Source organism: Pollutimonas bauzanensis, from assembly GCF_900129885.1.
In the GTDB taxonomy this organism is placed as follows: domain Bacteria; phylum Pseudomonadota; class Gammaproteobacteria; order Burkholderiales; family Burkholderiaceae_B; genus Pollutimonas; species Pollutimonas bauzanensis.
On sequence record NZ_FQXE01000015.1, the window covers coordinates 1266 to 24427 of the forward strand.

General features: G+C 62.0%; 27 protein-coding genes and 1 other RNA gene. 17 read left to right on the forward strand and 11 right to left on the reverse strand.

The features are described 5' to 3' along the window. The first annotated feature begins 198 nt into the window (after positions 1-198). Together hppD and BUB23_RS21205 are read left to right on the forward strand one after the other, a co-directional pair. Complete coding sequence (gene hppD, locus BUB23_RS21200) at positions 199-1311, forward strand: 4-hydroxyphenylpyruvate dioxygenase (RefSeq protein ID WP_073107555.1); 1113 nt, start codon at positions 199-201, stop codon at positions 1309-1311. Positions 1312-1390: 79 nt separating this feature from the next. Beyond that, positions 1391-2356: a nucleoside recognition domain-containing protein gene (locus BUB23_RS21205; protein ID WP_073107558.1), complete on the forward strand. Its 966-nt coding sequence runs from the start codon at positions 1391-1393 to the stop codon at positions 2354-2356. Here the strand turns inward: BUB23_RS21205 and msrA are convergent. After that, complete coding sequence (gene msrA, locus BUB23_RS21210; RefSeq protein WP_073107561.1) at positions 2353-2880, reverse strand: peptide-methionine (S)-S-oxide reductase MsrA; 528 nt, start codon at positions 2878-2880, stop codon at positions 2353-2355. The two genes, BUB23_RS21205 and msrA, sit on opposite strands and share 4 nt — an antisense overlap. 11 nt (positions 2881-2891) lie before the next feature. Continuing rightward, a complete protein-coding gene (locus tag BUB23_RS21215) occupies positions 2892-3239 on the reverse strand; it encodes a c-type cytochrome (RefSeq protein WP_073107564.1) in 348 nt (115 codons plus the stop codon). Positions 3240-3346: 107 nt separating this feature from the next. Here BUB23_RS21215 and lgt point away from each other — a divergent pair, with 107 nt between their 5' ends. Continuing rightward, positions 3347-4144, forward strand: a complete 798-nt coding sequence (lgt, locus tag BUB23_RS21220; RefSeq protein ID WP_073107567.1) for a prolipoprotein diacylglyceryl transferase — start codon at positions 3347-3349, stop codon at positions 4142-4144. On the opposite strand, the gene BUB23_RS21225 is transcribed toward lgt, so the two are convergent. From BUB23_RS21225 to BUB23_RS21240, 4 genes are all read right to left on the reverse strand, one after another. Further along, complete coding sequence (locus tag BUB23_RS21225; protein WP_073107569.1) at positions 4095-4832, reverse strand: SIMPL domain-containing protein; 738 nt, start codon at positions 4830-4832, stop codon at positions 4095-4097. The two genes, lgt and BUB23_RS21225, sit on opposite strands and share 50 nt — an antisense overlap. Positions 4833-4880: 48 nt before the next feature. After that, positions 4881-5063, reverse strand: a non-coding RNA gene (gene ssrS / locus BUB23_RS21230) — 6S RNA. Positions 5064-5116: 53 nt separating this feature from the next. After that, positions 5117-5431 (reverse strand): cell division protein ZapA, encoded by a 315-nt coding sequence (locus tag BUB23_RS21235; RefSeq protein ID WP_073107572.1) that lies wholly within the window; start codon positions 5429-5431, stop codon positions 5117-5119. A 6-nt stretch (positions 5432-5437) separates the two neighbouring features. Next, on the reverse strand, positions 5438-5911 hold the full coding sequence (locus BUB23_RS21240; RefSeq protein ID WP_143161075.1) for a hypothetical protein: 474 nt from the start codon (positions 5909-5911) through the stop codon (positions 5438-5440). A gap of 264 nt (positions 5912-6175) precedes the next feature. Here BUB23_RS21240 and BUB23_RS21245 point away from each other — a divergent pair, with 264 nt between their 5' ends. The 3 genes from BUB23_RS21245 (at position 6176) to BUB23_RS21255 (ending at position 9193) form a co-directional block, all read left to right on the forward strand. Then, positions 6176-6637 (forward strand): tripartite tricarboxylate transporter TctB family protein, encoded by a 462-nt coding sequence (locus tag BUB23_RS21245; RefSeq protein WP_073107575.1) that lies wholly within the window; start codon positions 6176-6178, stop codon positions 6635-6637. Positions 6638-6650: 13 nt separating this feature from the next. After that, complete coding sequence (locus BUB23_RS21250; protein ID WP_073107578.1) at positions 6651-8156, forward strand: tripartite tricarboxylate transporter permease; 1506 nt, start codon at positions 6651-6653, stop codon at positions 8154-8156. Positions 8157-8284: 128 nt separating this feature from the next. Then, the gene (locus BUB23_RS21255) at positions 8285-9193 is read left to right on the forward strand and encodes an NAD(P)-dependent oxidoreductase (protein ID WP_073107942.1); all 909 of its coding nucleotides are present in this window, start codon (positions 8285-8287) and stop codon (positions 9191-9193) included. A 16-nt stretch (positions 9194-9209) separates the two neighbouring features. On the opposite strand, the gene BUB23_RS21260 is transcribed toward BUB23_RS21255, so the two are convergent. Genes BUB23_RS21260 through BUB23_RS21270 form a run of 3 tightly spaced genes read right to left on the reverse strand, consistent with a single transcriptional unit; the run spans position 9210 to position 11934 of the window. Continuing rightward, complete coding sequence (locus tag BUB23_RS21260) at positions 9210-10706, reverse strand: sensor histidine kinase (protein ID WP_073107581.1); 1497 nt, start codon at positions 10704-10706, stop codon at positions 9210-9212. A gap of 3 nt (positions 10707-10709) precedes the next feature. Continuing rightward, complete coding sequence (locus BUB23_RS21265; protein ID WP_073107584.1) at positions 10710-11387, reverse strand: response regulator; 678 nt, start codon at positions 11385-11387, stop codon at positions 10710-10712. Then, a complete protein-coding gene (locus BUB23_RS21270; protein WP_073107587.1) occupies positions 11368-11934 on the reverse strand; it encodes an RNA pyrophosphohydrolase in 567 nt (188 codons plus the stop codon). Before BUB23_RS21270 ends, BUB23_RS21265 begins: the two co-directional genes overlap by 20 nt. A gap of 65 nt (positions 11935-11999) precedes the next feature. Between BUB23_RS21270 and BUB23_RS21275 the strand changes: the two genes are divergently transcribed. From BUB23_RS21275 to BUB23_RS21325, 11 genes are all read left to right on the forward strand, one after another. Next, positions 12000-13733: a proline--tRNA ligase gene (locus tag BUB23_RS21275; protein ID WP_073107590.1), complete on the forward strand. Its 1734-nt coding sequence runs from the start codon at positions 12000-12002 to the stop codon at positions 13731-13733. Positions 13734-13814: 81 nt separating this feature from the next. Beyond that, positions 13815-14240 carry a tol-pal system-associated acyl-CoA thioesterase gene (gene ybgC, locus BUB23_RS21280; protein WP_073107593.1) on the forward strand — a complete coding sequence of 142 codons (426 nt, stop codon included), beginning with the start codon at positions 13815-13817 and terminating at the stop codon, positions 14238-14240. A 2-nt stretch (positions 14241-14242) separates the two neighbouring features. After that, the gene (gene tolQ / locus BUB23_RS21285) at positions 14243-14917 is read left to right on the forward strand and encodes a protein TolQ (RefSeq protein ID WP_073107596.1); all 675 of its coding nucleotides are present in this window, start codon (positions 14243-14245) and stop codon (positions 14915-14917) included. Beyond that, positions 14917-15360 carry a protein TolR gene (gene tolR, locus BUB23_RS21290; RefSeq protein ID WP_073107599.1) on the forward strand — a complete coding sequence of 148 codons (444 nt, stop codon included), beginning with the start codon at positions 14917-14919 and terminating at the stop codon, positions 15358-15360. Before tolQ ends, tolR begins: the two co-directional genes overlap by 1 nt. Before the next feature lie 48 nt (positions 15361-15408). After that, positions 15409-16734, forward strand: a complete 1326-nt coding sequence (gene tolA / locus BUB23_RS21295) for a cell envelope integrity protein TolA (RefSeq protein WP_073107602.1) — start codon at positions 15409-15411, stop codon at positions 16732-16734. Between the two features lie 15 nt (positions 16735-16749). Further along, positions 16750-18060 (forward strand): Tol-Pal system beta propeller repeat protein TolB, encoded by a 1311-nt coding sequence (tolB, locus tag BUB23_RS21300; protein WP_073107605.1) that lies wholly within the window; start codon positions 16750-16752, stop codon positions 18058-18060. A gap of 34 nt (positions 18061-18094) precedes the next feature. Further along, entirely contained in the window at positions 18095-18595 is a 501-nt protein-coding gene (locus BUB23_RS21305; RefSeq protein ID WP_073107608.1) for an OmpA family protein, read from the forward strand. A 71-nt stretch (positions 18596-18666) separates the two neighbouring features. Next, complete coding sequence (gene ybgF / locus BUB23_RS21310) at positions 18667-19359, forward strand: tol-pal system protein YbgF (RefSeq protein WP_073107611.1); 693 nt, start codon at positions 18667-18669, stop codon at positions 19357-19359. After that, entirely contained in the window at positions 19359-20405 is a 1047-nt protein-coding gene (locus BUB23_RS21315) for a FecCD family ABC transporter permease (RefSeq protein WP_073107613.1), read from the forward strand. The genes ybgF and BUB23_RS21315 overlap by 1 nt, the downstream gene beginning before the upstream one ends. Positions 20406-20408: 3 nt before the next feature. Beyond that, positions 20409-21206: an ABC transporter ATP-binding protein gene (locus BUB23_RS21320; protein WP_084136181.1), complete on the forward strand. Its 798-nt coding sequence runs from the start codon at positions 20409-20411 to the stop codon at positions 21204-21206. Positions 21207-21214: 8 nt separating this feature from the next. Continuing rightward, the gene (locus BUB23_RS21325; RefSeq protein WP_073107615.1) at positions 21215-22063 is read left to right on the forward strand and encodes an alpha/beta fold hydrolase; all 849 of its coding nucleotides are present in this window, start codon (positions 21215-21217) and stop codon (positions 22061-22063) included. On the opposite strand, the gene BUB23_RS21330 is transcribed toward BUB23_RS21325, so the two are convergent. Continuing rightward, entirely contained in the window at positions 22060-22626 is a 567-nt protein-coding gene (locus BUB23_RS21330; RefSeq protein WP_143161076.1) for a copper chaperone PCu(A)C, read from the reverse strand. The two genes, BUB23_RS21325 and BUB23_RS21330, sit on opposite strands and share 4 nt — an antisense overlap. A 61-nt stretch (positions 22627-22687) precedes the next feature. Continuing rightward, positions 22688-23089: a hypothetical protein gene (locus BUB23_RS21335; protein ID WP_143161077.1), complete on the reverse strand. Its 402-nt coding sequence runs from the start codon at positions 23087-23089 to the stop codon at positions 22688-22690. Positions 23090-23162: the final 73 nt, after the last annotated feature.

A 23162-nucleotide genomic window follows, 5' to 3' on the forward strand; every position in this document is an offset into this window, starting at 1 on the left:
TTAAGAAACCCGAAGCACCGGACTAAGAAACCCACGGCACCGGATTAAGAATGCCGGGACGAAAGCACCCGCCCACGGCGCCGAGTCAAGAATGCTGAAAAAAAGCATCAACACACCTGAAGCACATCGATACGCCCCGAGAGCAATGGAGTCGCCGACTAGCGATACACTGAACATCAGACCATCGAGGAGCCTCACATGAATACCTCCTTCCAACCCTGGGACAACCCCATGGGCACCGCCGGCTTCGAATTCATCGAATACACCGCCCCCGACCCTGCAGCGCTCGGCAAAGTCTTTGAAACCCTAGGCTTCAAGGCCATTGCCCGCCACCGCAACAAGAACGTGACCCTCTACCGCCAGGGCGGCATCAACTTCCTGGTCAATGCCGAACCCGGCTCCTTCGCCCAACGCTTCGCACGCCTGCATGGCCCATCCATCTGCGCCATCGCCTTTCGCGTCCAGGACGCCGGGCTCGCCTATAAACGCGCCATCGAACTTGGCGCCTGGGGCTTCGACTCGGGCAGCGGTCCCATGGAACTCAACATCCCCGCCATCAAAGGCATAGGCGATTCGCTCATCTATCTGGTGGACCGCTGGCATGGCAAGCAAGCGCACGGCGGAATCGGCGACATCAGCATTTACGATGTCGACTTCGAACCCATCGACGCCGCCACGGCCCAGAGCGACCTGAACCATACCGGGGCGGGCCTGGCCCTTGTCGATCACCTGACGCACAATGTGCACAAGGGCCGCATGGAGGAATGGGCCGAGTTCTACCAGCGCCTGTTCAACTTTCGCGAAGTCCGCTACTTCGACATTGAAGGCAAAGTCACCGGCGTGAAGTCCAAGGCCATGACATCGCCTTGCGGCCATATCCGCATTCCCATCAATGAAGAAGGCACCGAAGAAAAAGGCCAGATCCAGGAGTACCTGGATCTTTATCATGGCGAAGGGATACAGCACATCGCCCTGGCCACCCATGACATATACAGCACGGTCGAACAATTGAGAGCGGCGGGCCTGCGGTTCCTGGATACGCCCGACACTTATTACGAATTGCTGGACCGCCGCCTGCCCAATCATGGCGAAGACATCGCCCGCCTGAAAGCCAACAGAATTTTGCTGGATGGCGCGGCCCAGGGCGGCTTGCTGCTGCAGATCTTCACCGAAAACCAGATCGGCCCCATCTTCTTTGAAATCATCCAGCGCAAGGGCAATGAGGGCTTCGGCGAGGGCAACTTCAAAGCCCTGTTCGAATCGATCGAGCTGGACCAGATGCGGCGCGGCGTGCTCAAGAACGTCGAATAGCCTGCGCCATGCGCGCCGCCGCCGGACCAGGGGCGCGCAAACCGATACAATCGCTGCACTCATTGTGTAGGGTAGCGTGATGTTCTCGTATCTTATTGCCATGCTGCGCCGCAGCTGGCGCATGTTTGTGACCGTCAGCAAGGTCATGCTGCCGGTCATGATCATCGTGCAAATCGCCGAGGAATTCGGCCTGGTGGGTCAGGCCGGGCGCCTTATCGCGCCGGCGATGTCCTTGCTGCATCTGCCGCCCGAGGCCGGGATTATCTGGGCCACCACCGTGCTTACCGGAATCTATGGCGGCATCGCGTCGTTGAGCGGCCTGGCGGGAAGCGTGGAGATGACCGCGGCGCAACTCAGCGCGCTGTGCGCGATGATGCTTTTCGCCCATGGGCTGCCGGTCGAACAGGCCATCGTCCGGCGCGCCGGCGCAAGCTTCTGGGCCACCGCGGCATTGCGCATCGTGACCGCGCTGGCGTATGGAGCGGCGGTATCGTGGGCCTGCCATCTGACCGGGACGCTGGACCAGCCCGTGTCATTCGAATGGCTGCGGGGATCGGCGGCGGTTCCGGACGGCGGCGCCAATATCTATCTGGGATGGATACAGGCCACCGCGTTTTCGCTGTTGCTGACCTTTGCCATCATCGTCATCCTGGTCGCCGCGCTGGATGCGCTGGACCGGTTGGGCATTACCCGGCGCATAACGGCGGCAATGATGCCGCTGCTGCGGGCCTCGGGGTTGAACGCCCAGGTCGCCCCGGTCACCACTGTTGGCGTGCTGCTGGGGCTGACCTACGGCGGGGCGCTGATCATCGAGGCGGCCGCCAAGCAGGATTTCTCGGCGCGCACGCGCTTCCTGGCCCTGTGCTGGCTGTCGCTGTCGCACTCTCTGATCGAGGACACGCTGTTATTGATGGCCCTGGGCGCGGATGTATGGATCATCCTGGTGGGACGGGTGATGGTGACGCTGGCCATCGTTGCGGCGCTGGCCAGGCTGACCGGCCGGGGCGGCTGGCGCGCCGAGCCGGCCGGCGCCGGGCCATCCTAACCAGCCAGCAGCTGCGCAAACCGCTTGCGGAACTTGCTGAGCTTGGGCGCAATCACCGCCTGGCAATACCCCTGATTGGGATGCTGCGCATAATAGTTGCGATGGTAGTCCTCGGCCGGCCAGAAATGCTCGGCCCCCAGCACTTTGGTGACCACGGGCTCGCCGATTTCGGCCTGAACCTCGGCGATCACCCGCTGCGCGATTTCTTTCTGCTGTTCGGACTGGCAGAAAATGGCGGACGCGTATTGCGGCCCGACATCGGCGCCCTGCTGGTCCACCGTGGTGGGGTCATGCGTGGCGAAGAACACCTGCAGCACCGTCTCGAAATCGATCACCTCGGGATCGAACACCACGCGCACCACCTCGATATGGCCCGTGGCTTTGCCGCACACTTGCTCATAGCTGGGGTTGGCCACATGGCCGCCGCTATAGCCTGGCGCAACCTCGAGCACGCCGCGAACCGCCAGGAAGACCGATTCGGTGCACCAGAAGCAACCGCCACCCAATATTGCAACTTCAGTCATGATTACTCCTTCTACTTGATTTCCGGCAGATCTTTGCTGGCCAGCGACAGGATCCAGGCGGCGATGATCTGCGCGTTCGCCGGGCTCACCTGCGGCTGGGCCGGCATGGGAACCGCGCCCCAGCGGCCACGCCCGCCATGGCGGATGGCATTCGCCAGGTAGTCCAGGGCGCCCTCCTGATCGGCGAATCGCTGCGCGACCAGTCTGAAGGCGGGGCCGACCCGCTTGCTGTCGACCTGGTGACAGGCCATGCAGCTATTCGACTTGGCAAGATCGATGCCGGTGGTCTGGGCCGAAACAGCCGCGGGCAGGCCCAGGCCCGCCCAACACAATAAAACGAAAATGAAACGAGAACGCATAACACAGCACCTGACTAGGTCTAAATAAAAAAAGGCGGCCCGGGGCCGGCCTTGCTCCTGTCCATATCGGGGTATTATCGGCGATATTTCATCACTACAAGCCCGCCATGCTTCACTACCCGCAAATTGACCCTATCGCCCTGCAGATCGGCCCGGTGGCCATACACTGGTATGGGCTGATGTACCTGATCGGCTTCGCGCTGGTGTGGCTGCTGGGACGCTGGCGCATCAATCACGGCGAGACCGACCTGACTCTGCGCGATCTCGAAGATATCATTTTCTATAGCGTTCTGGGAGTGATCGCCGGCGGCCGTCTGGGCTATGTGCTTTTCTACAAGCCGGCCGAGTACCTGGCCCATCCGCTCGAAATCTTTTATCTATGGCAAGGCGGCATGTCGTTCCATGGCGGGCTGATCGGCGTCATCGTCGTCTTGCTGATTTTCGCCCACAAGCGCAAAAGGACTTTGCTGGAAATCGGCGATTTCGTCGCCCCCTTGATCCCCTTGGGCCTGGCTGCCGGCCGTTTGGGCAATTTCATCAATGGCGAACTGTGGGGCCGCCCCACCACCCTGCCCTGGGGCATGGTCTTCCCGCAAACGGAAGACGGCATCGCCCGCCACCCTTCGCAGCTGTATGAAATGGGGCTCGAAGGCTTCGCCCTGTTCGCGCTGGTCTGGCTGTTCGCCCGCAAGCCGCGCCCCACCGGCCAGGTCAGCGCCGTGTTCCTGATGGGATACGGGGTGTTCAGGTTCCTGGTGGAATTTACCCGGGAGCCGGATTACTACCTGGGTCTGCTGGCGGGCGGGCTCTCCATGGGCCAGTTGCTGTCGCTGCCCATGGTCCTGGCCGGCGCCGTTATTTTTGTGTGGTGTGCAAAAAGATCGAACCCTGGATCGACACGCTGACCGTTTCGGAGCCGCCTTCCAGCGGCGCGCTGGCTTTATCGGCCGCCATCGCCATCATGCGCGGAGCGGGCTGGTACTGGGCCCCGGCGCCGCTCAGCTCGATATTGCGTATGGTGTAGCGGGCGAAGCCAAAGGCGTCTGTCAACGCCTGGGCGCGGACCCCAAATGCCCGCACGGCCTGCGCGAGCAAGGCCTGTTCCTGTTTGGCCCGCGCTTGCGGCGACACTGAAAAAGCCAGGTTGGCAATGGGCATGCGGTCGCTCAGTTTACCGGCCAGTTCCGAAGCCGCCGCGAAATCGGCGGACTCCAGAATGATCTCGCCGCGTCCGCGCCAATTGGTGATCTTGCCTTTTTCATTGCTCATCGGCCAAACGCGGTAATTGCCGCTGCTGGCCTTGACCTTGGGATCGCCCTTGGCCTCCGTCATGACGCCTTCCAGCGTTTTGCTCAACGCCTGGGCAACGGCGGCCTGCGAGGCCTCGCTGATTTCGGAAGCCAGCGTGACCTTTACCGTATCCTGCGCGATTTCGGCGGACGCCTCGGCCCGCAAGCTGGCCTGCGGCCACTTTCCGCCCCGGGGCGAGCCGTCTTGAACCTGTTGCGCCGAAACCGGCAGCACCAGCGCGCCGGCGCCCACGCACAGCGCGATGCCTGACAGCCATTTACGTTTTTGTTTGGAAAGATACATTTTGCGATCCCATAAAAGCAAAGCTCGTCCGAAGACGAGCTTTGAAAAAATTGCCCCGCCTGTGCCGTCTAGGCCGGCATCCTGGAACCGAGGGTTCAAGGTGGTCGCCTTCAGTCAAGCTTCGGGTTCGCCATAAATGGAGAGCACGCCTACTTGTCAATCCAGCAACCTGCATGCCATAAGCATTGGTTCAAGGAATGTATGGCCAAGTCACGAACACGGCAGGGACTAACTGTTGAATACTGCAAAAAACAATATCCGAAAACCTTAGATGAAAATACTAGCTAGCTTTTAATTTGGGTTGCTGGCCCGACCACCTGGTCGAGCATATCGTTCATGTCATCAATTTTACGCTTGAAATCGCCCAGCGCAAGATTACTTAAGGGACCATCTGGCGCACGCATGGCCAACAGCTCGATGGCGATCTGAATGGCGGCCATGACGGCAATGCGTTCATTGCTTGCCACTTTGCCGGAACCCTTGACGCCAAGCATGCGTTGATCGACGTGACGCACTGCAGCCAGGAGAGCGTCTTTCTCGGCCGGCATGCATGCCAGAGAATAATCGCGGCCCAGAATGGATACGTCTATGCGTTCCATAATACTCTACTCCTGCGGTGCGCCGGGCAGGCGCATTAATATTGAATCGATATGTTCCTTTGCCTTGTCGGCAACCTGGCGCAGACGCGAGGTGTCGGCCTGGCTGGCGGCAAGCTTTTGCTTGACGGCCTCGCACTCCACTTTGTATTGCGTGGCTTCGATCTGCAGCGTGGCCTGTGTGGCTTCGGCCTCGGCGCGCAGGGCCTGGACCTCGGCTTCGTGGACATTGAAGCGCTCGGTCATCGAGGAGTAGTCCGCCTCGCGGCGCTGCAATTGGTCGCGCAACGCGTCGCGTTCCTGCTCCAGATTTTTGAGGCGGGCCTGCAAGGCAGCGCGCTCGGTCTGAAGCTGACGAGTGAACTGTACCATTTGCCCGAGACGGGCAGCGAGAGAATCGAGATCTTGCAACATGGGCGTTATCGTAAACCATCCCACCATGAAGTGGATAGGGAAAAATAAAAACCAATCATAACCTTTCACCCCTCTTTCCAATACCTTTCATTTTTCTTTCAAAACCGGCCGGCAATACCTCCCCCAGCCTTCAGAATTGTGAAAAAACACCGTATTCCCGGGTAAACCCTAGACGATCAAGGGCAAATCAGGGTTTCCAGTGGCGACGCTGTCTATTACCATTCTTCACCTTTTGGTATTTAGGACTCTTGATCTCGTCAACGGCGAGGCGGCCACTACGGCGCAAGTGTTTCATATATCGTTCCATCATGCTGTCAGGGAGATTTCGTCAACATGCAGCTCAGAAATAAACAGGACTTCTGGTCCGGTGTCATGTTCGTCGCCATAGGCGCCGGATTTGCATTGGGCGCCACCAACTACTCCATGGGCACTGCCGCGCGCATGGGCCCAGGCTATTTTCCATTCTGGCTGGGCGTATGCCTGGCCGTGCTCGGGGCAGTCGTCACGCTTACCGCTTTGACTCCCAAAGCGGAAGAAACCGAGCTGGAAAAATTCGACTGGAAAATTGCCATAGTGGTGATCGGTTCTGTCGCGCTTTGCGGCACGCTCCTGGATTTCCTCGGGGTCTATATCTCGGTTTTCCTGCTGGTCTTCATCAGCAGCATGGCAAGCCATGTATTCAGCTGGAAAGTCGCCGCCGCCAACGGGATATTTCTCGTCCTGTTCGTATGGCTGGCGTTCATCAAGGGGCTGGGCTTGATCTTCCCCTTGTGGCCCACCTTTCTAGGCAATTAAAGGAGCACCGGAAATGGAATTACTTGATCACCTGATGCTGGGTTTCTCGGTGGCCTTCACCCCGGAAAATCTGGCTTACTGCCTGCTTGGCTGCCTGCTCGGCACCTTGATCGGCGTGCTGCCCGGCATAGGCCCCGTGCCGACCATCGCCATGCTGCTGCCCATTACTTATGTGCTGCCTCCCGTTGCGGGCCTGATCATGCTCGCCGGTATTTATTACGGCGCCCAGTACGGCGGCTCGACCACGGCCATCCTGGTGGCGCTGCCCGGCGAGACATCCGCGGTGGTGACCGTGCTGGACGGCCACCAGATGGCGCGCAATGGCCGCGCCGGCGCTGCCCTGGCGATCGCCGCCATGGGTTCGTTCTTTGCCGGTTGCGTGGCGACGGTCCTGCTGGCGGGCTTCGCGCCGCCGCTGGCCGAGGTCGCCTTCAAGTTCGGCCCCGCCGAATACTTTTCGCTGATGGTGCTGGGCCTGATCGGCGCCGTCGTGCTGGCCTCGGGTTCGCTGCCCAAAGCCATCTGCATGATTCTGCTCGGCCTGCTGCTGGGCATGATAGGCACCGACGTGAATTCCGGCGTCGCCCGCTTTGACTTCGGCATCCCCGAACTGCAGGACGGCATCGACTTCGCGGTCGTCGCCATGGGCGTGTTCGGCTTCGCGGAAATCATGACCAACCTGGAACTCAAGGACCAGCGCGTCGACATTACCGGCAAAGTCGGCAGCCTCTACCCCAACAAGCAGGAATTCAAGGAAGCCTGGCCCGCATGCGTGCGCGGCACGGCCCTGGGCTCGGCCCTGGGCATCCTGCCCGGCGGCGGCGCGGTGCTGTCGTCATTCGCTTCGTATACGCTCGAGAAAAAAATATCGAGGAACCCGGAACGTTTCGGCAAGGGCCACCCCGCCGGCCTGGCCGGCCCCGAATCGGCCAATAACGCCGCCGCGCAGACCTCCTTCATTCCTCTGCTGACGCTGGGCATCCCGGGCAACGCGGTTACGGCCCTGATGATAGGCGCCATGACCATCCACAACATCCAGCCGGGCCCGCAGGTCATGACCAGCCACCCGGAACTGTTCTGGGGCCTGATCGTGTCGATGTGGATCGGCAACCTGATGCTTATCGTCCTGAACCTGCCTTTGGTGGGCCTGTGGATCAAGCTGCTCAAGGTGCCTTACCGGATTCTGTTCCCGGCCATCCTGGTGTTTTGTACGATAGGTGTATATTCCTTGAACTACAACGTCTTCGATATCTGGATGACGGCGGCTTTCGGCCTGATCGGCTACATCTGGGCCAAGCTCAAGTGCGAAGGCGCTCCGCTGCTGCTGGGCCTGGTGCTCGGACCCATGATGGAAGAGAACTTCCGCCGCGCCCTGCTGCTGGCCCGGGGCGACTACACCACCTTCGTCACGCGGCCCTTGTCGATGTCGCTGCTGATAGCCGCCGCCATTCTGGTTGCTATCGTGGCGTTGCCATCCATCAAGAAAAAACGCGCGGAAACCTTCGTCGAAGAAGGCTAAGGCCAACGGCCCTGCCCATGAAAGGCGCCCTAGCGGCGCCTTTTTTCATGCGCGCGCCCAACGCCGGCTTATGAGTTAATCTTATGCCCGGAGCAATGCACAACCCCTATCTCACGGAGAATAACGACATGTCCTCAATCAGCGCCAAGACCTACGATTCCCTTCCCTCCGTCCACGTGGCCTTCCTGGGCCTGGGCGTCATGGGCTACCCCATGGCCGGGCACCTGGCCAAGTCGGGCCACAAGGTCACGGTCTACAACCGTACCCTGCAAAAGGCCGAGGCGTGGGTAAAGGAATTCGGCGGCCGCGCGGCCAGGACGCCCAAAGAGGCGGCCCAAGGCGCCAGCATCGTGTTTTGCTGCGTGGGCAACGACGATGACCTGCGCAGCGTGGTGCTGGGCAGCGACGGCGCACTGGCCGGCATGGCGGCGGGCACGATATTCGTGGACCACACCACCGCCTCGGCGGAAGTGGCGCGCGAGCTTTATCAGCAAGCCAGGCAGCAGAACGCCGGCTTCGTCGACGCGCCGGTATCGGGCGGCCAGGCAGGCGCCGTCAATGGCGCGCTCACCGTCATGTGCGGCGGCGAGCAGGCCCATTTCGACAGCGTCAAGCCGCTGATCCACGCCTACGCCCAGGCCGTGACATTGCTGGGCGATTGCGGCGCCGGGCAGCTCTGCAAAATGGTCAACCAGATCTGCATCGCCGGCCTGGTTCAAGGCCTGTCCGAAGCCATTGCCTTCGGCCAGGCGGCGCAATTGGACATGAAACAGGCGCTGGGCGTGATCAGCAAAGGGGCCGCCCAGAGCTGGCAAATGGAAAACCGCGGCGCCACCATGATCGACGATAAATTCGACTTCGGCTTCGCGGTGGACTGGATGCGCAAGGACCTCGGCCTGGTGCTCAATGAAGCCAAGCGCAATGGCGCGCGCCTGCCGGTCACGGCACTGGTCGATCAGTTCTACGCCGACGTGCAGCAAATGGGCGGCAATCGCTGGGACACGTCCAGCCTGATCAAGCGCCTGCGCAACAAATAACAAATAAGCCGCAGGCCTATGCCGCGTATCTCGGCATTCTCAGGACGGCGCACAAGCCGACTCCGCCAGCCATGCCGGGGTCGCCGTCCTTGAGCACGATGGTGCCGCGGTTGCGTTCGGCGTAGGCCAGCGCTATGGCAAGCCCCAGGCCCGAGCCGCTGCCGCGCGACCCTTTGCGCGCCGGCCCGCCCCGGTCGAAGCGTATGAACACGCTTTCGCGCAGCGAGGGATCCAGTCCGACGCCGTTATCGCAGACGCTGACCCAGGCATCATCGCCCTCGACGCCCGCCGATACGGTAATGGCGCAGCCGTCGCCCGCATGATTGATGGCGTTGTGCACCAGGTTGGCGATGGATTCATGGATTTCCGCGTCGCTGCCCAATACCCAGGCATTGGTGTCGCCCGGCGTATCGCCGCCTCCGCCGCAATCCACCCAGCCCAGGTCCTGGCGCTTTTCGCGCGCCAGCGGCAAATACAGCAGCACCACTTCACGCGCCAGCGCGTTCAGGTCGATCTTGGCCTGCGGCGCCGCATCGTTGCGGCTCGCGTGGGCCAGCGCCAGCAGCTGTTCGGTCAGGCGCGAAGTCTGCCCCAGCTGGCGGATGATCGCGGCGAGGGTTTCGCGCATGCGCGCGATGTCCGGCTCGCGCTTGGCGTATTGCGCCTGGGTGCGCATGATGGCCAGCGGCGTGCGCAGCTGGTGCGACGCGTCGGCCAGGAAGCGCGCCTGCTTGTCCAGTACCTGGCGATATAAATCAATGTGGTGGTTGATCGCCTTGACCAGCGGCACGACTTCGCGCGGGACGCGGCCGGCGTCCAGGGGCATGAGGTCGTCCACGTCGCGCGCCTTGATTTCGCGCCTGAGCTCGTTCAAGGGGCGCAGGGCCCACTCGACGCTGAACCATACCAGCAGGATGGCCAGTGCCAGCATGCGCCCGTCGCGAAACAGGCCTTCGCGCCAGGCTTCCTGCTGGGTGCGCAGACGCAGGTCTATGCTTTCGCCGACCAGCACGATGACCTGCCGGTGCACGCCGTTGTAATGCAGATCGCGCCACAGGGCGACCATGCGCACTTCGTCGTTGCGATACATGGCATTGTAGAAAACCGGCAGCCCTTCGTTGTCGGCCAGCGTGGCCGGACGCGGCAGGCCTTGCATGCCCAGCAGGGTCTGCCCTTCGAGCTGCTGGGCGCTGGATCCGGCCAGGCTCAAGGCCATGGGCGAGACTTCCTCGACACGGAAATATTTGCGATTGCCCGCGCGCGACTCCAGCATGACCTGGGCGTAGAACGGCGGATCGATGCGCAGTGTTCCATCGGCATTGAATTCCACGCTGTTTTCCAGCACCTTGGCCGGTTCAAGCAAGGCGCTGTCATAAACTTCCTGAGTGACGAAATTCAGCGCCTGATAGTCGCTGCGGCTGTCGAACAGCAGCAGCGTGACCACACCCGGGATAAGCAGCACAAGCAGCCAGAAACGGATGCCGCCGCGAGATTTCTGTGTCGCCAAAGCCATGTCTCAGGTGTCGTCCAGAATACTTTCAAGCATATAGCCCAGGCCGCGCACGGTAACGATGCGCACGTCGCTGCCCGCCAGCTTTTTGCGCAGGCGGTGCAGGACGACCTCGATGGCGTCGGGGCTGGAATCGCTGTCGTGCTCGAAGACCCGGTTGAACAGCTGGCTTTTCTCGACCGGCATGCCGCTGCGCGTGACCAGCACGGCCAAGGCGGCATGCTCGCGCGGCGTCAGGTGCAGGATGGCGCCATCCAGCGAGAACGCGCGGCTTTCGCTGTCGTAGACCAGCGACCCGCACTCCATGCGCGGCACCTTGCGCCCGCGGCTGCGCCGCACCAGCGCGGCCAGCCGGGCCTCGAGCTCTTCCAGGGCGAAGGGCTTGGTCAGGAAATCGTCGGCGCCGAGGTTCAGGCCGCGCACCCGGTCCTGCAGCGCCCCTTGCGCGGTAAGGATCAGCACGGGCGTGACATCGCCGCGGTTGCGCATTTCCCGCAGCAAGACCAGGCCGTGCTTGTCGGGCAGGCGCAGGTCCATGACCACCGCATCGTAGCCGGCGCTGGCCAGCATTTGCTCGGCGCTCTGGGCGTCGGGCGCATGCTCGGGCAGAAAGCCGCTTTGCGCCAGCGCGCGCTCCAGCCATGCCGCCATCTCGCGTTCGTCTTCAACCAGCAGTATGCGCATGGCCCTTGTGTTCCGGTGAGTGCAGGGCGCGCGGGCTCTGCACGCGCTGGCGCAAATAGCGGGTTTCCTGCCCTCTTTTGAATAAAATCAATGCCAGCTCGTTGAGCGCCTGCGTATAAACGTCGCGCTTGAACTCGATGACGGCATCCAGCGGAACCCAATACTGGCTCCAGCGCCAGGCGTCGAATTCCGGACTGTGGCTGGCGCGCAAGCTGACGTCGGTGTCGCGGCCAACCATCCTCAACAAAAACCAGATCTGTTTTTGCCCCTTATAGTGGCCGCGCGAATCACGCCGAACAAAGTTGCTCGGGACGTTGTAGCGCAGCCAATCACGCGTCCGACCTAATATGCGAACGTGCTCGGGTCGCAAACCCACCTCTTCGTGAAGTTCGCGGAACATGGCCTGGACTGGGCTTTCCCCATATTTGATACCACCCTGGGGGAATTGCCATGCATGCTCCCGAATACGTTTACCCCAAAAAACCTCGTTTTTTTGATTTACGAGGATAATGCCGACATTAGGACGGTAGCCTTCACGGTCTAACATGGGCCACCCCAAAGCGAATTCAATACAATTACCGTTGATTATACGTATCTGTCGAGATCATCACCATGCATGCAAGCAAGTATCACATTAATACACTTAAAGAAGCACCCGCGGAAGCCGAAGTAAAAAGCCACCAGTTGATGACCAGGGCCGGCATGATACGCAAAGCCGCCGGAGGGATCTATACCTACATGCCTCTGGGCCTGAAGGTCATACGCAAGATAGAAGGCATCGTCCGCGAGGAAATGAACCGCGCGGGCGCCATCGAATTATTGATGCCCGTGGTGCAGCCGGCCGAACTATGGGTCGAATCGGGCCGCTGGGAACAGTACGGCGCGGAGCTTATGCGCATCAAGGACAGGCATCAGCGCGACTTCGTGCTGCAGCCCACTTCCGAAGAAGTCATCACCGATATCGCCCGCAACGAAATCCACAGCTGGCGCCAGCTTCCGCTGAATTTCTATCATATCCAGACCAAATTCCGCGACGAGCGCCGGCCGCGCTTCGGCTTGATGCGCGGGCGCGAATTCACCATGAAGGACGCCTATTCCTTCGACCGCGACGAAGCGTCGGCGCAAGCCAGCTACGATGCGATGTTCGAGGCCTATATGCGCATCTTCACGCGCCTGGGCCTGGAATTCCGCGCGGTGGCCGCCGACACCGGCTCCATCGGCGGCACGCGCAGCCATGAATTCCAGGTCGTGGCCGATACCGGCGAAGACCTGATCGTCTATAACCCCAACTCCCAATATGCGGCCAACATCGAGCTGGCCGTCGCGCCCTGCCTGCTGGCGCAACGCGGGCCGGCCACCGAAACCCTGAGCAAAACCGCCACGCCGGACGCGCCGAAATGCGAAATCGTCGCGCAGCAATTGGGCAAGCCGCTGACCGATACCGTCAAATCCATCGTGCTGGCCACCGAAACGGATGGCAAGCCCGCGCAAACCCGGATCTGGCTGTTGCTGCTGCGCGGCGACCACGACCTGAACGAAATCAAGACAGGCAAGCTGGCCGGCTTCGAAAACGGCTACCGCTTCGCCACCGAGGACGAAATCCTCGATACCTTCGGCTGCGTGCCGGGCTACCTGGGGCCGATCAAGCCGCTCAAGCCAGTTACCGTGATCGCCGATCCCACCGTCGCCAACATGAGCGATTTCATTTGCGGCGCCAACGACGAGGGCTTCCATTACACCGGCGTGAACTGGGGCCGGGACTTGCCCGAGCCGCAAGTCGCCGACTTGCGCAATGTGGTTGCCGGCGACCCCGACCCCCAGGGCGGCCAATTGGCCATACAGCGGGGCATAGAAGTCGGCCATGTGTTTTTCCTGGGCGACAAGTATTCCAAAGCCATGGGCGCCACCTTCCTGGAAAACGACGGCAAGCCCGCGATGCTGCAAATGGGCTGCTACGGCATAGGCATCAGCCGCATCGCGGCGGCGGCCATCGAGCAGAACCACGACGACAGGGGCATAGTCTGGCCGCGGGCCATCGCGCCCTTCGAAGTGGTCATCTGCCCCATGGGGCTGCATAAAAGTGAAACAGTCCGCAACGCCGCCGAAACACTGTACCAGGAGCTTTGCGCCCAGGGCGTGGACGTCATACTGGATGACCGGGACATCCGCCCGGGCATCATGTTCGCCGATTGGGAACTGGTCGGCGTGCCGGTGCGCGTCACCATCGGCGATCGCGGACTCAAAGAGAACCTCATCGAGATCCAGACGCGCCGCCAGGAAACCGCAGCGAAAATACCGGTTACAGAAGCCCTTGCCCATACGCTCGAACAGCTAAAATCGCTGTAAACGGCCATCCGGCCCATGTGCGCCGCCCGGCCCCCGACATTCCCGCCCGCGGCGGGAATGTCACACCACTTAACGAAAGACATGGCGACTGAAACACCCGCTCCGTTCTCCCGACTGGATATTCGCGTATATTACGAGGACACTGACGCCGGCGGCGTTATGTACTATGCCAACTACCTGAAGTTTTTCGAGCGGGGCCGAACAGAATGGCTACGACGTCTTGGTATAAACCAATCGGAGCTGGCCGCCAAAGAACACCGGCTATTCGTTGTCAAGAAGGTTGAAATACAATACCGCATACCTGCAAGGCTCGATGACTTGCTTGTCATACACAGCCAAATTACCCGCCTCGCTCGCGCTTCGATCACCTTCGGCCAGTCGGCCTTGCGCGACGGGGAACTGCTGTGCGAAAGTGGCATCCAAGTCTGTTGCGTCGACGCAAACAGCTTGCGTCCCGCCGCGTTTACTCACGAACTTAGAACCCTACTGGAAAAGGCTCAGAACTAACCATGCAAGCCTCTAGCGACCTGTCGCTGATTACCTTACTGATTGATGCCAGCATCCCCGTGCAACTGGTCATGCTTGTCTTGCTGGGCATTTCCATTCTGTCCTGGACGTATATTTTCAGCAAGCGCGCGACCTTGAAGCGCGCCAACGAACAGACCCGCCGCTTCGAAGACGACTTCTGGGCGGGCGGCGACCTGTCCGTCCTGCAGCAGGCCGTTGCCACGCGCCGCGCCGAGCACGGCGCCCTGGCCCGGATTTTCGATGCCGGCATGACCGAATTCGTCAAGGCCCGGCGCAATAGCGGCGGCGGCGAAGCCATGCTCGACGGCCCGCGCCGCGCCATGCGCGCCACCTACCAGCGCGAAATGGACAGCCTGGAGTCGCACCTGAACTTCCTGGCCTCGGCCGGTTCCGTCAGCCCCTATATCGGCCTGCTCGGCACCGTATGGGGCATCATGCACGCCTTCATAGGGCTGTCGTCCATGCAGCAGGCCACGCTTTCCGCGGTGGCCCCCGGCATCGCCGAAGCCTTGATCGCCACCGCCATCGGCCTGTTCGCAGCCATTCCGGCCGTGGTCGCGTACAACCGCTACACCAACGAAATCGACCGCCTGTCCATCCGTTTCGACAGCTTTATCGACGAGTTCCTGAACATACTGCAAAGGCAGGTGCGCTAATGCCTTCCGCACGCGGCAGCAGCCGCAGCCGCCGCCTGAAAAATGAAATCAACGTCGTGCCTTACATCGACGTCATGTTGGTGCTGCTGGTCATTTTCATGGTCACGGCGCCCATGATCACCCCCGGCCTGATCGACCTGCCATCCGTCGGAAGCGCCGCCGAGGTCCCCGCCAAGCCGGTGGAAGTCGAAATCGGCGAAGATGGGACCATCTCGCTGCGCGTGCGCGATGCCGGCGCCAACTTCGAGAAGATCAACAGCCAGGATCTGGTCACGGAAGTGAAGGCGCGGATCTCCGCCGACACGCCTGTCGTGATCGCCGCGGACGGGCGCGTTCCCTACGAGACGGTCATGAAAGTCATGGATCAGTTGCGCAGCAGCGGCGTTACCCGGCTTGGGCTGCTCGTGGATCAGAAATCCAGTTCGGAACCGTTAAAAAAATAGGCGTCGCGCCGCCTCGCACCCGGGCAAAGGACGACTTTACGCAACTCGATGAAGCAAACACGACACCCCACTCGCAGGAAACCCGAACGCACCCCCGAGCAGCGCGATGAGCGGCGGGCGCTAAGCTATGCCCTGGTCATACATGCCCTGCTGATACTGTTCATGTTGTTTGGCTTTATTGCCTCGCCCACCAACCCCAACCCGGTGCAGGTCGAGCTTTGGGCCGACGGCACGACACCGACGGCGGCGGAACCGGAAACCGAGCCCGCCACGGCGGACGAGGCCCAGGAGCCGCCGGCCGAACCCGAGTCCGAACCCGAGCCGGCGCCCGCCCCGGAACCGGAGCCTGAACCCGAGCCCGCTCCGGCGCCCACGCCGCCGCCTCCCGAACCGACGCCGCCCCCCGCCGTCGAGCAGCCTCCCGTTGCCGAGCCCCAGCCCGAGGTGGACCCGGAAATCGCGATAGAAAAAGCGCGCAAGGAACGCGAACAAAAGGAAAAGGCCGAAAAGGCCGCCCAGGAAGCCGCTGAAAAAGCCGCCGCCGAGAAAGCCGCCGCCGAAAAGGCCATCGCCGAGAAGAAGGCGGCCGAGAAGAAGGCCGCCGAGAAAGCGCTCGCTGAAAAGCAGGCGGCCGAGAAAGCCATCGCCGAACAGCAGGCCAGGGAAGAAGCCGCCAAAAAAGCCGAGGCCGAAAAGGCCGCCGCCGATCAGCGCGCCAAAGAACAGGCCGCCGAGAAAGCCGCCGCCGAACAGAAGGCCAGGGAAGACGCAGCCAAGAAGGCCGCGGCGGAGAAAGCCGCGGCGGAAAAGGCGGCGGCCGAGAAAGCCGTGGCCGAGAAAGCGGCGGCCGAAAAGAAGGCCAAGGAAGCGGCCGAAAAGGCGGCGGCTGAAAAAGCGGCGACCGAAAAGGCAGCGGCCGAGAAAAAAGCCGCCGCCGAAAAGAAAGCCAAGGAAGAAGCCGCCAAGAAGGCTGCGGCCGACAAGGCGGCAGCGGCCAAGCGTGAAGCCATACGGGAAGCCATGCGCGGCGACGTCCTCGGCGCGGCCGGCATACCGGGCGGCACGGCCGATCGCAATCAGTCGGGCGGCGGCGGCAACGATAGCGGCTATGCTTCGAAAGTGCGCGCCTGCATACGGCCGCGCGTGATATTCAATGTGCCGCCGCGTCAAGGCCGGGCGAACCCGACAGTACAATACAGGGCGAATCTCGCTTCAAATGGCGCGGTCGAGCAAGTATTGATAAAAGGCTCCTCTGGCGATTCCCGCTTTGACGCAGCCGTCAAGAAGGGGATCGAGGCATGCTCGCCCTTCCCCAAACCGCCTAGCGGCAAGTACCCGTCCTATATCGACGGGGATTACCGAATGTACGACTAACAGGAGATAGTAGATATGACAGCCGTCACTCCAGCCAAAACTGCCGCGCCCAGCCCCTGGCGCATATGGTCCTTCGGAACGCTAGTGCTGGCGGTCGGCCTGCTTGCCGCCCGGCCCGCCGATGCCCAGCTGCGCGTCGATATATCGGGCGTGGGCGCCACCCAATACCCCATCGCCACAGCCGATTTCGCCGGCGACCCGCAAGGCCAGGCCGTCGCCGAGGTCATCCGCGCCGACCTGACCCGCTCGGGCCAGTTCCAGCTCATCAATGCCACGGGGACCAGCCTCAACGCCGAAAGCGCCATCGCCTATGACGATTGGCGCAATCGCGGCGCCGACTACCTGGCCTATGGGTCCATCACGAATTCGGGAGGCCAGTACAGCGTCAGCTACCGCCTGGTCGACTCGGTGCGCAAGACCCAGCTCGACGGCGTCGCCTTTACCGGCACCGAGAAAGAACTGCGCCGGATCTCTCATCAAATCGCCGATCGCATCTACGAAAAGATCACCGGCGTGCGCGGCGTGTTTTCGACTCGCATCGCCTATGTGTTGCAAGCGGGCAACAACTATGAGTTACAAATTGCAGATGCGGACGGCCAGAATCCGCAGGTGATGTTGCGCTCGAAACAGTCGATCATTTCTCCCGCCTGGTCGCCCGACGGCAAGCGCCTGGCCTATGTGAGTTTCGAAGCCGGCAAGCCCGTGGTGTATATCCAGACCCTGGCCAATGGTCAACGCGTGCCCATCGCCAACTTCAAGGGCAACAACAGCGCGCCCGCATGGTCGCCCAATGGCCAGCAGTTGGCCATCGTTCTGTCGCGCGACAGCATCTCACAGATATACACGATCAACGCCGACGGATCGGGCTTGCGCAGAGTGATGCGGTCACCGCTGATCGACACCGAACCGACCTACACACCCGACGGCGGATCGCTCATTTTCACCAGCGACCGCGGCGGCAATCCCCACATCTACAAAGTGCCGGTGGCGGGGGGCGACGCGCAACGTATTACCTTCAACGGTAGTTACAATATCTCACCGGCGCTCTCACCGGATGCGAACAACCTGGTGTACGTTACACGGAGAGATGGCGCTTTCCGTATTGCAATACAAAACATGGGGTCTGGATCCGAGCAATTATTGACCGCCGGCCCCGATGACGAGTCACCAAGTTTTGCACCGAACGGAATGCAAATCCTTTATAGTTCCATACAAGGTGGTCGCAGTGTTTTAGCTGTTACTTCTGTTGACGGCCGTGTCCGCCAAACGCTGTCAGCACTTAACGGAAAAGTACGTGAACCAACCTGGGGACCATTTACCAATTAATTTTCAGTGTGACTCTTTTTCAAAGGAACTTTAAATGAGCTCGCGCATCGCAAGACGCCTCACAATAGCCGCTTTTGTTGCCACGTTGGCAGCATGCAGCTCCGTCCCTCTAGACCAATCCGCTGGCGGATCTGGCACTGGCGGTTCGGACTCGGCCAGTTCGGGGCAAATCATGGACCCGTTTAATCCGCAAAGCCCGCTCGCTCAACAGCGCTCGGTCTATTTCGATTTCAACAGCTACACAGTCCCTGATCAGTACCGCAGCCTGGTCGAGATGCACTCTTCGTATCTTACCGGCCACGGGCAGCAAAAAATCCGCATCGAAGGCAACGCCGATGCACGTGGCGGCTCCGAATACAACTTGGCGCTGGGCCAGCGCCGTTCCGACGCGGTTGCGCGTATGATGACCCTGCTGGGCGTCAACAGCAACCAGATCGAAGCGATCAGCTTCGGCAAGGAAAAACCCAAAGCCTTGGGCAATACCGAAGCCGACTACGCTGAAAACCGTCGTGCAGATATTGTGTATCAGCAATAATATCTGATCACTTAGACTGTAACGCCGTGGCGGCATTCCGCCGCGGCGTTTTTATTTGAACGGAACCCGAAATGAGCGTTTATTCCCTGCCCCTGCGCGCCGCGGTACTGGCTACGACACTATCGCTGTCCGCGGTATTCGCAACACCGGCACTGGCCTTTTCCGACGATGAAGCGCGCCGCGCCATTATTGAATTGCGCGAGCAGATAAAGCAGATTACCGAACAGAACCGCCAGGCCCGCTTGCAACTGGCCGACCAGCTCGAGACCATCCAGCATGAAATGGCCAGCATGCGCGGCCAGATGGAACAATTGAACTGGCAGGCCGAACTGGAGAAACGCTCAAGCCAGGATCAGTCGGGCGGCACCGCTGCCACCCAGGTTGCCGATCCGCAAGAACAAGCGGCCTACGATGCGGCCATGGGCCTGTTCCGCAGCGGCAAATACAAAGAAGCCGCCGCCAGCCTGGCCACCTTCATCCAGACTTTCCCCACCAGCGCGCTGACTCCCGAGGCCCGCTTCTATCGCGGCAGCAGCCTGTACGCCAGCAAGGACTTCAAAGGCTCCATACAAGGCCTGCAAGGCATGATCAAGGCCTCGCCCGACGATCCCCGCGCTCCCGACGCCCTGCTGGTCATAGCGGCCAGCCAGATCGAACTCAATGATATGGCCGGCGCCAAGACCAGCCTGCAAAGAATCATCAAGGATTATCCGCAATCCTCCGCCGCCGAAACCGCCAAGAGCCGCCTCAAGCTGCTGCAGTAATGCCCGCCCGCGCCCTGGCCAGCATCGTCGCCTATGAGCGCGCGTGGCGTCAAAGAAAGCTGTTTCTGACGCTGCTGCTGGCCGCCATTCTTGCGCTGGTCTGCATCGATCTCGTGCTGGGGCCGGCCAGGCTGTCATGGCCGGCCCTGTGGCAAGCCTTGTCGGGCTCGCGCGCCTCCGACCCTACCCTTGAAGTCATTGTGTGGCAGATCCGCCTGCCCCAGGCCCTGATGGCGGTGGTGGTGGGCGCCGCGCTCGGGCTGGCCGGCGCCGAAATGCAGACCGTGCTCAACAACCCGCTGGCCAGCCCATTCACGCTGGGGGTGTCCTCGGCAGCCGCCCTGGGCGCCGCCCTGACCCTGGTTTTCAATTGGCAATTGCCCTGGGTTCCCATCCAATACGTACTGGTGCTCAATGCCTTTGTGCTGGCGCTGCTGTGCGCCTTCCTGCTCGACGCCGTGGCGCGCCGGGCGCGCATCGGCACCGCCGGCATCGTGCTGTTCGGCATTGCCCTGGTCTTCACTTTCAATGCCTTGCTGTCGCTGGTGCAACTGACCGCCAGCGCCGCCGCCTTGCAGGATCTCGTGTTCTGGATGATGGGCAGCCTGGAGCGCAGCGATTGGGGCAAGCTGGCCATGATGAGCGCCGCCTTGCTGGCGGTACTGCCCTTTGCCATGCGCAATGCCTGGCAACTGACCGCCTTGCGATTCGGCGACGACCGCGCCGCCAGCTTCGGGGTGGATACGCAGCGCATACGGCGCGGCGCCCTGCTGCGCGTCAGCGTCCTGGCCGCGCTGGCCGTCGCGCTGGTCGGGGTCATAGGCTTTATCGGCCTGGTCGCCCCGCATATCGCCAGGAAACTTTGGGGCGAGGACCACCGCTGGTACCTGCCGGCCAGCGCCTGCATAGGCAGCGCCATTCTGGTTTGCGCCTCCGTGGCGGCAAAACTCATCGGCACCCATACCGTCATCCCGGTCGGCATAGTCACTACGCTGGTGGGCATACCTTTTTTCATCGTCGTCCTGATGCGGCGCACCGTGCAATAAGCCATGAATCCAGAACCATCCCGCAGCACGCTTCAGGTCGGCGGCCTTTCCTGCACGCTGGGGGCGAACCATGTGCTGCGCAAACTGAGCCTGCCGGCGCTGCGCGGCGGACAGCTGGTGGCCCTGCTGGGGCGCAACGGCAGCGGCAAATCGACATTGCTCAGAAGCATCGCGGGGCTGGTTCCGGCGCGCGCCGATACCCTGATGCTCGACGGCGAGGACCTCAGGCCGCTTGGCGCCCGCGCGCGCGCCGCGGCAATACGCTATCTGCCGCAAAGCCTGCCGGATTTCGTGCACCTGACCGTCACCGAAGCCGTCCTGGTGGCCTTGAAAGCGCGCGCCGCGGTCAGCACCGCGGCGGCCATGCAAAAGGCCGCGGCAGTCCTCGGCGACCTGGGCCTAGAGCACCTGGGCTCGTGTTTTCTGGACGAGCTTTCCGGCGGACAGAAACAATTGGTCGGGCTGGCCCAGGCCCTGGTGCACGAGCCCGCCGTGCTGCTGCTGGATGAACCCCTGGCTTCGCTGGACCTGAACTATCAGCACCATGTCATGCAGATGCTCAGCGGGCTGGCGCTCGCGCGCGGGCTGCTGATCATTATCGTTCTGCACGATCTGAATATCGCCTTGCGCTATGCCAACGCCGCGCTCCTCTTGCACGACGGCGCGCTGCTGGCCAGCGGCGAGCCGCCGGCGGTGATTACCGCGCCGCACCTGGCCCAGGCCTTCCTGGTCCGGGCGCGCGTCGAACGCTGCAGCCAGGGGCGCTCCAATGTTTTTGTCGATGATCTGATTCAACTCTGATTTTTCCCATGCCGCCCAGCCACACGCCTGTCCAGTACACGACCCGCATCCACGACTACCCGCTCCACTACACCGAAGCCGGCAGTGGCGAGATCCTTTTGCTCATACACGGCTCTTTGTGCGATTATCGCTACTGGCGCTGGCAAATTCCGGCCTTGAGCCAGCATTACCGGGTGGTCGCGCCCAGCCTGCGCGGCTTCTGGCCCGCCGCCCTGCGAAGCGCCGACGACAGTTTCAGCATCGCCCAGCACATCCGCGACATGAGCGCCTTCGCGCGCCGCCTGGGCGAGGGGCGGCCGGTACACGTGCTGGGGCATTCGCGCGGCGCCCAGATCGCCCTGGAGCTGGCTTGCGGCGCCCCGCAGGAGGTGCGCAGCCTTATCTTGGCGGACCCGGGCTTTCGCATCGCCGGTGAAGCGCCCGGTGCTCCGCTCCATACAACGGTCGCCAAGCTGCTGGAACGCGGCGAGGTGGAACCGGCGCTGGCTGAATTCGTCGACGCCGTGAACGGCGCGGGCACATGGCGCCAGATGGTGAGCTGGTTCAAGACCATGGTGACCGACAATGCCTACACGCTGCTATCGCAGATACGGGAAATAAACCTGGACGTCGACCTGGATCGCGCCCGCCGGCTGCAATGCCCGGTGTTGCTGGTGGGCGGGGCGCACAGCCCCGCCCGGTACGGCAGCCGCCTGGACAGGCTGGAACAGGCTGTCGGGCAGGCAAGGCGCATCACCATACCAGCGGCTTCGCATGGCATGAATTTGGCCAATCCGAAGGCATTCAATCAGGGCGTGCTGAATTTCCTGGCCGGCCTGCGGGCCGACGAGGCGCGGCCGCCGGCAGGGATTCCTTAGTGCGACATGGGCGACTGGGTATTGGCCGCCTTGACTTCGCATTCCGCCGAGGCCTTCTCGCCGTTATCGAACAGGAAGTCCATTGCGACCTTGCTGCCTACGGGGTGCGCCTGGGCGGGCTTTTCAAGCATGGCGTGGTAGCCGCCGGGCTTGAATTCCAGCTGGCCGCCGGCGGGAATCGCGACGTCGTGGGTGGCGGACATCCTGCTCATGCCTTCCTGCTGCGTGGTCTGGTGCAGCATGACCATGCCGTAGCCCGCCGAAGCGACGCTTTGCAGCCTGACTTGCGTGCCGCCCGTATTCTTCACCACAAAATAACCGGCCGAGGGCGCAGGCGCCGGCATGGAGCGTATCCAGCACGCTGACACCGCCAGCGTCGTCGATACCTTGGCATGGGCCATGTCCGGGGCGCCAGCCGGCATTTTATGGCCGTGCCCGGCCATGCCCTGGTCGTGCCCGGCCTGGGCCAGCAACACGGCGGGCGCCGCCGCCCCCTGCTGGCCCGGCGCTGCAAGCGCGGCGCCGCTGAATGCCATAAGACAGATGATTAATGTTTTTTTCATGATGTACCCCGGATGTTTGGCCTGTTTGGCGAGTCTGTTTTCCACTTGATTCAAAGCAGCGTCAAAGCAGCGCAACAGGCGGGGCGCGCGAACCCAGAGGCGGCCCGCGCACCGCCAGCTGAAAGGCGTGGATGGCCACACGCCAGATAGCCGGGCGCAGAGGGTCGGAAGCGGCGACGATGAACGCTATAGGGGCAAAGGGCAATACAGCCTGGCCGGCGACAATGCCGAAGACGCAATCGGGCATCGGCGTCGTCGCCGGAATGGGCGACTTGTCGCCCGCCAGGATATTCGCGATGCTTGCGGGCAGGCCCTTGACGCAGAAGGTCAGGCCGGAAGGGCCGGGCGCGGCGTACGATTGCGCGGGCATATAGCCGGCGGGAATCATGGCGCGCAGCAGGAACGCCAGCATGAGCGCACCCGAAAGGATGCGCCAGCGGGTTCCGAAAAGCCGAAGCAGCATGCGCCTGTTCATGGTCATGAAGTGTACTACGCCAGCGGGCGGGCGCCCTTGATCGTCCGCAATACCGGCTCTT

Bases quoted from the DNA above. Each gene is read 5' to 3' on its own strand.
- hppD (WP_073107555.1), top strand. From the start codon at position 199: ATGAATACCTCCTTCCAACCCTGGGACAACCCCATGGGCACCGCCGGC.
- BUB23_RS21205 (WP_073107558.1), top strand. From the start codon at position 1,391: ATGTTCTCGTATCTTATTGCCATGCTGCGCCGCAGCTGGCGCATGTTT.
- msrA (WP_073107561.1), bottom strand. From the start codon at position 2,880: ATGACTGAAGTTGCAATATTGGGTGGCGGTTGCTTCTGGTGCACCGAA.
- BUB23_RS21215 (WP_073107564.1), bottom strand. From the start codon at position 3,239: ATGCGTTCTCGTTTCATTTTCGTTTTATTGTGTTGGGCGGGCCTGGGC.
- lgt (WP_073107567.1), top strand. From the start codon at position 3,347: ATGCTTCACTACCCGCAAATTGACCCTATCGCCCTGCAGATCGGCCCG.
- BUB23_RS21225 (WP_073107569.1), bottom strand. From the start codon at position 4,832: ATGTATCTTTCCAAACAAAAACGTAAATGGCTGTCAGGCATCGCGCTG.
- BUB23_RS21235 (WP_073107572.1), bottom strand. From the start codon at position 5,431: ATGGAACGCATAGACGTATCCATTCTGGGCCGCGATTATTCTCTGGCA.
- BUB23_RS21245 (WP_073107575.1), top strand. From the start codon at position 6,176: ATGCAGCTCAGAAATAAACAGGACTTCTGGTCCGGTGTCATGTTCGTC.
- BUB23_RS21250 (WP_073107578.1), top strand. From the start codon at position 6,651: ATGGAATTACTTGATCACCTGATGCTGGGTTTCTCGGTGGCCTTCACC.
- BUB23_RS21255 (WP_073107942.1), top strand. From the start codon at position 8,285: ATGTCCTCAATCAGCGCCAAGACCTACGATTCCCTTCCCTCCGTCCAC.
- BUB23_RS21260 (WP_073107581.1), bottom strand. From the start codon at position 10,706: ATGGCTTTGGCGACACAGAAATCTCGCGGCGGCATCCGTTTCTGGCTG.
- BUB23_RS21265 (WP_073107584.1), bottom strand. From the start codon at position 11,387: ATGCGCATACTGCTGGTTGAAGACGAACGCGAGATGGCGGCATGGCTG.
- BUB23_RS21270 (WP_073107587.1), bottom strand. From the start codon at position 11,934: ATGTTAGACCGTGAAGGCTACCGTCCTAATGTCGGCATTATCCTCGTA.
- BUB23_RS21275 (WP_073107590.1), top strand. From the start codon at position 12,000: ATGCATGCAAGCAAGTATCACATTAATACACTTAAAGAAGCACCCGCG.
- ybgC (WP_073107593.1), top strand. From the start codon at position 13,815: ATGGCGACTGAAACACCCGCTCCGTTCTCCCGACTGGATATTCGCGTA.
- tolQ (WP_073107596.1), top strand. From the start codon at position 14,243: ATGCAAGCCTCTAGCGACCTGTCGCTGATTACCTTACTGATTGATGCC.
- tolR (WP_073107599.1), top strand. From the start codon at position 14,917: ATGCCTTCCGCACGCGGCAGCAGCCGCAGCCGCCGCCTGAAAAATGAA.
- tolA (WP_073107602.1), top strand. From the start codon at position 15,409: ATGAAGCAAACACGACACCCCACTCGCAGGAAACCCGAACGCACCCCC.
- tolB (WP_073107605.1), top strand. From the start codon at position 16,750: ATGACAGCCGTCACTCCAGCCAAAACTGCCGCGCCCAGCCCCTGGCGC.
- BUB23_RS21305 (WP_073107608.1), top strand. From the start codon at position 18,095: ATGAGCTCGCGCATCGCAAGACGCCTCACAATAGCCGCTTTTGTTGCC.
- ybgF (WP_073107611.1), top strand. From the start codon at position 18,667: ATGAGCGTTTATTCCCTGCCCCTGCGCGCCGCGGTACTGGCTACGACA.
- BUB23_RS21315 (WP_073107613.1), top strand. From the start codon at position 19,359: ATGCCCGCCCGCGCCCTGGCCAGCATCGTCGCCTATGAGCGCGCGTGG.
- BUB23_RS21320 (WP_084136181.1), top strand. From the start codon at position 20,409: ATGAATCCAGAACCATCCCGCAGCACGCTTCAGGTCGGCGGCCTTTCC.
- BUB23_RS21325 (WP_073107615.1), top strand. From the start codon at position 21,215: ATGCCGCCCAGCCACACGCCTGTCCAGTACACGACCCGCATCCACGAC.
- BUB23_RS21330 (WP_143161076.1), bottom strand. From the start codon at position 22,626: ATGAAAAAAACATTAATCATCTGTCTTATGGCATTCAGCGGCGCCGCG.
- BUB23_RS21335 (WP_143161077.1), bottom strand. From the start codon at position 23,089: ATGCTGCTTCGGCTTTTCGGAACCCGCTGGCGCATCCTTTCGGGTGCG.